General features: G+C 33.4%; 7 protein-coding genes. 3 read left to right on the top strand and 4 right to left on the bottom strand.

The window, feature by feature from the left end; translation table 11 throughout:
- Positions 1 to 131 precede the first annotated feature (131 nt).
- Positions 132 to 2,045 carry a diguanylate cyclase gene (locus Q7P22_RS02745; protein ID WP_303860346.1) on the top strand — a complete coding sequence of 638 codons (1,914 nt, stop codon included), beginning with the start codon at positions 132 to 134 and terminating at the stop codon, positions 2,043 to 2,045.
- A 99-nt stretch (positions 2,046 to 2,144) separates the two neighbouring features.
- On the opposite strand, the gene Q7P22_RS02740 is transcribed toward Q7P22_RS02745, so the two are convergent.
- Positions 2,145 to 2,357 (bottom strand): hypothetical protein, encoded by a 213-nt coding sequence (locus tag Q7P22_RS02740; protein WP_303860343.1) that lies wholly within the window; start codon positions 2,355 to 2,357, stop codon positions 2,145 to 2,147.
- A gap of 253 nt (positions 2,358 to 2,610) precedes the next feature.
- Between Q7P22_RS02740 and Q7P22_RS02735 the strand changes: the two genes are divergently transcribed.
- Positions 2,611 to 4,218, top strand: coding sequence for a potassium/proton antiporter (locus Q7P22_RS02735; RefSeq protein WP_303860340.1), 1,608 nt, complete (start codon positions 2,611 to 2,613; stop codon positions 4,216 to 4,218).
- A 417-nt stretch (positions 4,219 to 4,635) separates the two neighbouring features.
- Positions 4,636 to 6,642 carry a diguanylate cyclase gene (locus Q7P22_RS02730; RefSeq protein WP_303860337.1) on the top strand — a complete coding sequence of 669 codons (2,007 nt, stop codon included), beginning with the start codon at positions 4,636 to 4,638 and terminating at the stop codon, positions 6,640 to 6,642.
- 217 nt (positions 6,643 to 6,859) lie between these two features.
- On the opposite strand, the gene Q7P22_RS02725 is transcribed toward Q7P22_RS02730, so the two are convergent.
- The 3 genes from Q7P22_RS02725 to Q7P22_RS02715 all read right to left on the bottom strand — a co-directional run.
- Positions 6,860 to 8,122, bottom strand: a complete 1,263-nt coding sequence (locus Q7P22_RS02725) for a hypothetical protein (protein WP_113920745.1) — start codon at positions 8,120 to 8,122, stop codon at positions 6,860 to 6,862.
- A 291-nt stretch (positions 8,123 to 8,413) separates the two neighbouring features.
- Entirely contained in the window at positions 8,414 to 8,644 is a 231-nt protein-coding gene (locus Q7P22_RS02720) for a glutaredoxin domain-containing protein (RefSeq protein ID WP_113920746.1), read from the bottom strand.
- A 108-nt stretch (positions 8,645 to 8,752) separates the two neighbouring features.
- A partial coding sequence (locus Q7P22_RS02715) for an NAD(P)/FAD-dependent oxidoreductase (protein ID WP_303860329.1) occupies positions 8,753 to 9,632 on the bottom strand: 880 nt, incomplete at its 5' end.

The following is a 9,632-nucleotide window of genomic DNA, read 5'->3' as shown; positions in this document are numbered from 1 at the left end:
TTCACGTGGCGTTTTTTTGTATAATGGTGGCTAACTTAATTATATAATCCACCATTATAATAAAACTTAAAATATTTAAAATTAAGGCGATTATTATATAAGGAATGCTTTAACATCACGAGGTGAATTTGATGTATAAATACAAGCTACATATTATCATGATAATAATATTAATATCATTCATTTTTGGAGCGTGTTCTGCTCAAAGACCTGAGATTAAAACTATGGCTGAATCAGGTGTTATGGACTTAACCCGAGTGAAACTTGAAAATAGTGTCGTTCGTTTAGATGGTCAATGGGAATTCTTCTGGAATCAACTCATAGCTCCCGGTAAAGCTGAAACCAAGTCATCAAACGAGTATATTCAGATTCCCAGTTCATGGAATAAATACAAAGGAAATGAAGATCAATCAGGTTATGGATATGCAACCTATCGACTGCAATTTATAACAGCAGAAAATATCAAATTAGGTTTAAAGATTCCAAGGATGTTTACAGCGTATAAACTCTGGGTAAATGGAGAACTGATTGCTATAGCTGGAAAGGTAGGTGAAAATAGGGAGATAATGACTCCCCAATACATTCCTCAATTAGCGTTATTCGAATCATCTCAGGGAGTAAATGAAATTTTAATTCAGGTTTCAAATTTTCATCATCGCAGTGGAGGAATGCTGGAGAGTATAAATCTTGGCGGTGAAAAGCAAATTATAAAGTTACGAGATAAGAGTTTAGCAGCAGAGTTAATCATATTTGGAAGTTTGATATACATAGGAGCATATCATTTAGCATTATTCCTTTTTAGGAAAAAGAACACTTCGTCGTTGTATTTTGGATTGTTTTGTCTTTTAGTAGGAATGAGGACTCTGCTAGTAGGAGAAAGATTTTTCATGTATTTATTTCCTAACTTTAGTTGGGAGATTGCTCATAAGTTACAAACACTTTCCTTCTATTTCGGAATCCCATTGATATTACTATTTTTTATGTTGATTTACCCTCAATATTTTCATGCTAGAATAACTAAAATTGCTCAAATTATTGGAGCTATTTTTGGATTCTTAGTTGTTCTAACACCTGCTAGAATTTTCACCTCTTTCAATCTTATATACCAAATATGGGCTGTATTTATAATTATATATATATTAGTAGCGTTAATCAGAATATGTATTCACAAAGAAGATGGTAGCTGGTTTATAGCTATAGGTGCATTGGCCTTATCATTGATCAGTATAAACGATATTATATTTCTTAATATATGGATGAATGATGATGGATCTGCATTTTTAAAGACTTTGATCCGAACAGGCAGTCTTAGTTCTGTTGGACAATTAGTTTTTGCTTTTGCAAATTCTTTATTATTATCAAAAAGGTTTTCAGATTCTTTGGCACGAGAGGAAATTTTAACTGCAGAACTGACCGAAATTAATTCCAATTTAGATGAATTAGTATCTCAACGGACTAAGGATTTAGAAAAGTCAAAGGAAAAAATTGAACAACAAAAGCTTGAATTAGAAAAGATAAATAAAAACCTGAATCAGCTTTCATTCAAAGATTGCTTAACAGGAATATGGAACAGAAGAAAATATGATGAAACCATAGAAATCGAATGGCGCCGATGTTTGAGATATAAAAGACCTATTGCATTAATACTACTGGATATTGATTACTTTAAGCAATTTAATGATTTATATGGACATATGGCAGGTGATGAGTGCCTGATTAAAATGGGAGACACTCTTAAAAAATCATTGTCCCGTTCATCCGACATGGCAGCCCGCTATGGTGGAGAGGAGTTTATTGTGCTCCTGCCTGATTCAGGGAAAGAAGAGGCAATAAAAATTGCTACTATGTTACGGATAAATATCGAGTCCATTAAAATTCCTCATGAGAAGTCTTCAGTAAGTAATTATGTAACTGTGAGTATAGGGGTTACTTCTACGATTCCGAATAACAAATCGTCATATGACGATTTGTTTAAGGTGGTAGACAGAGCTTTATACCAAGCAAAAGACGCAGGTAGAAATCAAATTAAGTATTTGTCTCAATAACAAAGAATGCAATAGATGGCTCGATATAAACAATCTATCAGAGTTACAGATTATTCTATTGTAAAAGGTCACTAACTATTTTTTAGTGACCTTTTACATTTAGAGTAAAAATTGACTGAATATATCACTGATCATTTTAATCAAGTAAAGAAGCATTAATCCTATTACTACCGTAAAGATTGATTTTATAAATATATCACGTTTTTGCTTTATTTTACCTTTTTTTTCTTTTTCAGCAACTTTCTTCTCTTCTAGATTTTTTCTCTTATCTACTTCTCTAAAATATTCTTTGATTAATTCTTTTTCATCCAATGCCTACACCTCCTGCTTTTATATATTCAGCTTGTCTTCTTTTCATGCCATAAATTAATACATAAAAGAGAATCTCAAGAGTTTATACTATAATTAAATCAACAGAACAACTGCCTAAGGGCAGCTCTTTTGACCTTTTTAAACTTTATGATAGAATAAAGATTAGAAAGAAATTAGTTCATCTAAACAATGAGGTTAAAATTTACAACCTCTTTAGATTTTTTTCATCATTATCTATCAGAAAGGAGTATATATGCAGTATTTATTTATCGGTGTTATTTTCATCCTAGCACTCTTTGCCATCCGATTCTCTAATAAACACGGGATACCTGCTCTGTTATTGTTTATTGCCCTAGGTATGATCTTTGGTTTACTAGGTCTTGAATTTGAGGATTTCGAATTTGCGGATAATTTTGCTACTATCGCGCTCATGGTTATCATGTTTTACGGAGGCTTTGGTACAAATTGGAATATGGCTAAGCCAGTTGCCAAAGAAGCAATTGTGCTTAGTTCCTTGGGTGTTGTTGCAACTGCCCTAGTTACAGGTTTATTTTGTCACTACATTTTAGGGTTTGAATTACTGGAGGGTATGCTCATTGGATCCATTGTGGGTTCAACGGACTACGCTAGTGTCTCAAATATATTACGATCAAAAAACTTAAACTTTAAATATAATACAGCACCACTACTAGAGCTTGAAAGTGGCTCCAATGACCCGACGGCTTATACAATGACTATGGTATTCTTATCTATAATCGTGGGATCAGAAGTATCTATTCCCATTCTGATTTTATCTCAGGTAGCTCTCGGTATTGTTATGGGTTTTGCCTTTGCATTTGTCATTGGGAAATTACTTCGAAATCTTCGACTTGAAGCAGACGGACTATACGCTGTCTTTATGGCTTCTGCTATGCTCATTACTTACGCATCTACAAGTCTTCTTGGCGGTAATGGCTACCTGGCTCTATATATTTTAGGTATTTATCTTGGTAATATAGAATTTAGAGGTAAGCGTGACATCGTCTTTTTCTTTGATGGATTTACTGAAATCATGCAGATTGGTCTATTTTTCATCTTAGGCTTATTGTCTAACTTCAAAGGATTTATTGAGACATTCCCAGTAGCACTTGCTATCATGTTGTTTATGACCATTATCGCTCGACCATTGTCTGTTTACGGTTTGATGTTACCTTTCCGTCTCAAACGAAATCAATTAAACATGATTTCATTAGCAGGTATTCGGGGTGCTGCTGCCATTGCCTTTGCGATTATGGCTGTAAATAGTAATGCGGTAATCTCTGTGGATATTTACCACATTGTATTTGGTATCTGTGTACTGTCCTCGTTGGTTCAAGGTTCTTTAATGCCACCAGCGTCAAAAAGCTGGGATATACTCGATCCTAGTGATACGGTCTTAAAGACCTTTAATTACTATCAAAGCAAAGCAGAAATCGGCTTTTTACAAACAAGAATTCGCCCAGGTAGTAGCTTAATTGGCACTCAGATAAAGGATTTAAACCTGACATTTGACTTTATCGTGGCAAAAATTGAACGCAATGGAAAAACAGTTGTTCCTAGAGGACATACAGTCATTCGGGAAAACGACTTAATTATCATAGGTGGTGAGATACATTTTGATGAAAGTGGACAAGATCTTATCGAATTTACGATTCCAAGAGGTCATAAGTGGGAAAACCAATACATCAAAGACTTAGAATTGCCACCTAATCGCCTCATTATTATGGTACAACGTAAAGATAGTGACATCATCGTTCCAATTGGTGATACCTTGGTCTTAGAAGATGACAAAGTGATCATGATAAAGGTAGAACACGAGATTGAATTTCCTAGAGTGGATTAAATGAGCTCTTTAGAAAGAAAGATAACTATAAGAGCATAGAACTACAAGATGGTTGTAGAAACGAATTCTACAAAAAAAACAAAGAAAACATAATAATGAACTATAAGCTTAAAATGCATATTAGAGGATGGATAGCGAATCAATAGGCTATCCATCCTCTTTTTACAAAAATACGAACATAGGTTATAATTCTATGATAACGATACCATTAAATACTAGAGTATTGAATTGCATTACAATTTATATTATCTTGAGAAATATGAGTTTAATACTATTACCTACTTTCGATTATCCTTTACCGTAAAAATCCTTATTTTAAAAATAAATTAGCCGATATATGAATATTAGGGTGTAGATTATGCTATGGCTATAAAATTATGTGATACATATAGATCGTTTGAAAAGGAGCAAAGTCTTATGTCTGGAAAAATCAAGGAAATAATAGATCGTATTATCAAAGAAAGGGCAAGAGGCAATCCTGTTATAGCAGAAATGACAAAGGCTAAATTAATCCTAAAGGGGATCTATCCGGATAAATACGATAGTAACGATAAGGATGACCCTGAAATTATTGAAAAATTAATTGAGATAAAGAAACAATTGAATGCAGAAGAATCTATTGAAGAGAGTTACAATCTCAAATCAGCCTTTTCAGTAAAAGAGACAGAAGAAGAGATTGTCTTAGAAATCCAAACCCAACTCATCAATATCGGTGCAAAAGTACTTATTTTCTTTGCCTCATCAGCCTTTAATCAGAACAAATTAAGCCAATTAATGCAGAATGCATTTGAAGATTGTATTGTATTTGGTTGTTCTACAGCAGGTGAAAGATTTAATGAGAAAATTTTGACCAATTCTGTAGTCGCTTTAGCCTTGAGCTCAAACTTAATTGCTGATGCCAAAGTCGAAGTGATACAGGGGTTAAATAGTAACTTTAATACAAAACAAACCTTTACATCTTTTGATAAATACTTCAATGAGAGTACCTATACCATGGATCCTACAAGATATGCTGGGATTGTGCTCATCGATGGGTTGAGTTTAAAAGAAGAAAAACTAATGGATGAAATAGGTAACCTTACCGATATTAATTTTGTCGGAGGTTCCGCAGGTGATAACTTAAAATATGAAAGAACCACTGTTTATGCGAATGGTAAAGCCTACAATGATTCTGCAGTCATCGCCTTACTAAAAATGCAAAAAAAAGCTGGATTTAGCATTATTGAAACCCAAAGTTTCAATGTACTAGATCCAATTCTAGTGGCGAATAAAGTCAATGTAGAATCTCGTGAAGTTATCGAGTTTAACCATAAACCTGCAGTACAAGCATATGCAGATGCACTTGGCGTACTTTCCCCCAAAGAGATACCTAAATATTTTTTAAGCCACCCTGTAGGGCTTGTTATTGATGAGAATAATGTTTTAGTTCGAAGCCCTCACAAGGTCAATGGTTCGAACATAAAATTTTTCTGTAATATTCTGAAGGATATGGAAGTTCGATTACTTGAGGACGGAGATATTGTCAAAGAAACTCAAAAAGCAATAGAGCAGAAAAAAAAGGTTTTAGGGAAAAAGATAACAGGCATCTTAAGTTTTGATTGTATTCATCGTCGAGTTGAGCTAGAAAACAAGAACTTAGTGGAACAATACGGTGAATTATTTGCAGATATTCCTACAATAGGTTTCTATTCCTATGGTGAGGTTCATATAGGACATATGAATCAAACGGCAACAATGTTAATTTTTGAATACAATAGCTTGAATCACAATGTTCGCCAAGAAAACCGTTTATTGAGTAAAGAAAAACAGCGTCTAACCCAAGCGAATCACGACTTAAAAAGAGAAGTCTTTGAGCTTAAACGCAAGCTCAAGTTAGCTACTCGGGCATTAAAACAATTTAACATTGCCTTAGAAGCAGAAATCAATGAGCGGACAAAGCGAGAAGAGGAGATAAGGTATTTAAGTTATCATGATGAATTGACAGGGCTCTATAATCGTAGGTTCTATGAAGAAGCTATTAAAAATTTGGATACTAAAACAAACTTACCCATATCGATTATAATAGGAGATGTCAATGACCTAAAGATCGTTAATGATACCTTGGGACATGCTAAAGGAGATGAACTCCTACAAAAATCAGCAATGATTCTTAAAACAGCATGTCGAAAAGAAGATGTCATTGTTCGCTTTGGAGGCGATGAGTTTATCATTTTGTTATCACAAACTTCCAAAGAGGTAGCCCAAGAGATTATTAGACGCATAGATCAACTTTCTTCTAAGCAATTTGTGAATAGTTTTCCTATTAGTATTTCCTTTGGCTGGGATGCAAAGGAAAACTCTGAAGAAAATATTTTAGAAGTACTCAATAACGCCGAAAAATCAATGTATAAACGTAAAGCTCTCTATAAAAATGAGATATTATAGCATATTAGATCTTCCCCTCAAGAAGGTATCGCTGTGCCTTTGGCACTTCAGCCATCAGTGCAAGGTCAAGCCTTACGGGTCAAAGATTCAATTACATATAAAGAGGGCTTAAATAATATCTAAGTTCAAAAGTATAACTTTGCTATTACATAAAGTTATATACCTCGCCTTTAGGCGAGGTATATAGGGTGGTTTAAGCATATGAAATACTGCAGGTTTACTGTTTTTCACTTAAATTAGTTGCTATACTTTTCATTTTTTCTTCAAACTCTTTATAAAATGGAAGCCGAACTTTAGAATAAGACTCTAATTCTTTATATAATTTACGAGATATGAGCTCTGGATTTCTCCCTACTGCCTCCATAATCATCATTAGGGTGCAGTTTCTTATGACTTCTTTCATGAAAGACATCATCTGAGTATCCAATTGCCCTTCTGTATTGATCTTAAATATATAAGAAATGAGCTTAATTACTTCGTAATCAATTTGACTTTTATCTTCTATAGTGCTAAACAAAGTCTGATGCTTGTCTTTTTTATCATCTTTAGCATCTTGAAGATCGTCGAGAAGTTGAAGGAAGGCCCCATAGGCAAAAGCAAAATGCATTTCGTCCATATTTAAATTGCCTTTCACCAAAAAAGCATCTGCTAAAACAGAAGTGCCACCTTTAAAAAAGCTTATGGAAAGAATTTGATCAGAAGTTAAAAACTGCTCTTCGTCCTGTTTCATGCTTTTTATCTGAGCTTCCTGTATAAGATATAGGCTTTGAAAAACTTCAGGATATGTATCTCTTGAATATTGGGTTTTTATTTGATCTACTAAAGAAAAAACCCTTTCTTCAATGGAATTTGTAGGTGATAATTCTTCTCCATTTAAAACTTTAGACAATCTTTTGTTGAATTCTACTTTTTCTTGTACTTTTACTTTTGGATTGTCTAGAAAATTATCTGTATAAGGATAGAGCATGCTATAAGCGTAAACGGAAGGAGTCAATTCAAGAGAAAGGCCCCAGAAAATTTGAAGGCTATTCATGATCCATACGTTTCTTATGGCTTGAAATATTTCTTCAGCTTTTAATTGAGAGTCTTCTTCTTTAGCATCTAGAATGAACTCTTCAGCAATATTGAGGTAACCTTGTTCCATAAAGAATTCTAAAAAAGGTCTATCAAATAACAGCTTTCTTTTATCCATCTCCAGCATAAAATCCGTAACAATACATTTAATTTCTTTCATCTCAGGCGAATTAAAATCTGTATAGGAGTTTAATTCTTTCTGGACCTTTGTTTTGTAAGGTTCTGTATCCCTTATAAATTTGTCAAACAATCTTTTGATTTTTCTTTCATTCCATAGTTTTTTTATAAGTGATATTTTCCTAAGCTTCTTTAACTGACATTGATCACTACCAAAATATTCATTCATAGCACAGTTAAGCAGAACATCTATTGGTATTATATGTTCATTCTGCAAAATGTTTTTCATAAATAACCCCTTAATTTATTCATTTAGTAAGTACCCTCAGAATTATACTTTACTCATTATATCAAATAAAGAATACCAAAATCGTCACTACTACTTTTTTTTAAAATTCGAATTGGAATGATATTAATTTTTATGCTTAAAATGAGCAATATAAATATAATGAGATTATTATTAAAAGAACTTGCCGACAAAGTTGACCCTTTCAACTTTCCAGCATACTAACCAAGTAATAAAAAAGCTCCAAGCCCTATGCTTTTACATAGAACTTAGAACTTACATCTTACAACTAAATTACAGATTTAATAATTTTGCTATGTTCTTTTGGTCAAAACCTACTATGATATTTCCGTCAATATCTAGCACTGGTACGCCTCTTTGACCTGATTTTTCGATCATATCTGTAGCTGCTTCACGGTCTACAGACACATCATATTCTTGAAATGCGATATTATTTGCCTTTAAGTAATCTTTAGCCTTTACACACCATGGGCAGGATGGTGTTGAATATACTTTTACACTCATTTTATTTCCTCCTATTTAAAGCATATTTATTCTTATGTTTATAATTACCTTATTATATTATTCCACAAAATAAGTTATTTCAAACACATTGATATTAAATAAACGCTTTTAAGGTTTCTTCTTTCTCAAGTAGCTTTTTACTTCTTGACCAGCAGTTGCCCCTTCTCCTACTGCAGTTGCAACTTGAGGTAATCCTCCAGTACAATTTCCTGCTGCATAAACTCCTTCAATATCCGTTTCTTGCTTTCTATTGACAATAATATCGCCATTTTCAATTAGTACTCCTAAACTTCTAGCAAAATCAGTAGAAGATGCAGAGCCATATGCTACAAACAAACCCTCCACTGCCTCCTCTGTACCATCTTGAAATCGTACTTTCTCTAAAAATTGGATTCCTTCAACGGATTGAATCTTTTTATTATTTATTTCAATATTTTTCTCCTCTACATATTTTGCACTTTCTTCGCTAATCTCTAAGGCATTGCCATTCGTAAAAAGTACTCTATTAGACGTAATAGTTTCAAATTCTTTTAATTCATGCACAGCGTAATCCTTATATCCCAATACGCCTATTTTTGCACCATTATAAAAATAGCCATCGCAAGTTGCACAGTAATGAACACCTTTTCCCTCGTATTCATCAAGCTTTTCTACTGGTACTTTAATTTTAGATTTTCCTGTAGCCAAAATAATAGCCTTACCTTGATAAATATTTTGCTCTGTAGATACTTCAAAAATATCATCGATTTTCTTTAAACCAACCACCTCTGCATCTACAATATCTGCCCCAAAACTTTTTGCTTGCTCTACGCCAATATCAATCATTTCCTTACCAGATAACTTAGGGATAAAACAATAATTTTCAATAGTTGCAGCCTTTGATAAATCTCCTTCTTTTCCCAAAATCAACGTTTTTAAATTACCTCTAGCCGTATATAATGATGCAGATAAACCTGCAGGGCCTTTTCCAATAATAATGACATCGTAT

The sequence above is a fragment of the Alkalibaculum bacchi genome (assembly GCF_937875145.1).
Classification (GTDB): domain Bacteria; phylum Bacillota; class Clostridia; order Eubacteriales; family Alkalibacteraceae; genus Alkalibaculum; species Alkalibaculum bacchi_A.
The sequence above is the reverse complement of the archived record's forward strand: the minus strand, read 5'-3'. Positions and strand labels throughout refer to the sequence as shown.

Coding starts and splice junctions, on each gene's coding strand:
- Q7P22_RS02745 (WP_303860346.1), top strand. CDS start 132: ATGTATAAATACAAGCTACATATTATCATGATAATAATATTAATATCA.
- Q7P22_RS02735 (WP_303860340.1), top strand. CDS start 2,611: ATGCAGTATTTATTTATCGGTGTTATTTTCATCCTAGCACTCTTTGCC.
- Q7P22_RS02730 (WP_303860337.1), top strand. CDS start 4,636: ATGTCTGGAAAAATCAAGGAAATAATAGATCGTATTATCAAAGAAAGG.
- Q7P22_RS02725 (WP_113920745.1), bottom strand. CDS start 8,122: ATGAAAAACATTTTGCAGAATGAACATATAATACCAATAGATGTTCTG.
- Q7P22_RS02720 (WP_113920746.1), bottom strand. CDS start 8,644: ATGAGTGTAAAAGTATATTCAACACCATCCTGCCCATGGTGTGTAAAG.